General features: G+C 44.0%; 1 protein-coding gene. It reads right to left on the bottom strand.

The genetic code is table 11. From position 1 onward, the window contains the following. Positions 1-77: 77 nt before the first annotated feature. Positions 78-509 (bottom strand): LysE family translocator (locus tag R7190_RS31085; RefSeq protein WP_318138369.1); only part of this gene is annotated, 432 nt, incomplete at its 5' end.

Here is a 509-nt window from a genome sequence, read left to right as displayed (position 1 = left end):
ATCCTCTCCTTGGAAAACGTTTCTATCCTAAAACAAAAAGCCAGCAATTGCTGGCTTTCCGATTGAATTTGATAGGTTTATAGCACGAAGCTGCTCAACATCCACAAAGCGAGGATCACAAACACCAACCCCATAAGTTTGTGCTGGTAAGTGCGGAACTTCTCATTCTCCAGCAACCCTTTCCCTAATGTACCAGCCAACGCTACCAATAATAGGTTGAACAAAAGACCAAGAACGTTCAACAACAAACCAAGCGCCAGCATCTGCTCGCCGGATGAAGCGGTAATATTGCTCGAAACGAACTGAGGCAAAAACATCACAAAAAAGACCAACGCTTTAGGGTTGAGCAAATTGCTCATTAATGCACGTTGATAGTAGGTCGATGCCATCTTATTTTTTTGATCAAGCTCTGGAGCAGATGAAGCTTCTGCTCTCAAGCAATCCCAACCCATTTTAAGTAGGTACGCACCACCTAAAAGGTGAAGTACTTTGAGTGCCACAGGGCTCAT

This window comes from Vibrio sp. 1078-1, assembly GCF_033340475.1.
Note: the sequence above shows the minus strand (reverse complement) of the source record. Positions and strands in the feature narration are given on the sequence as shown.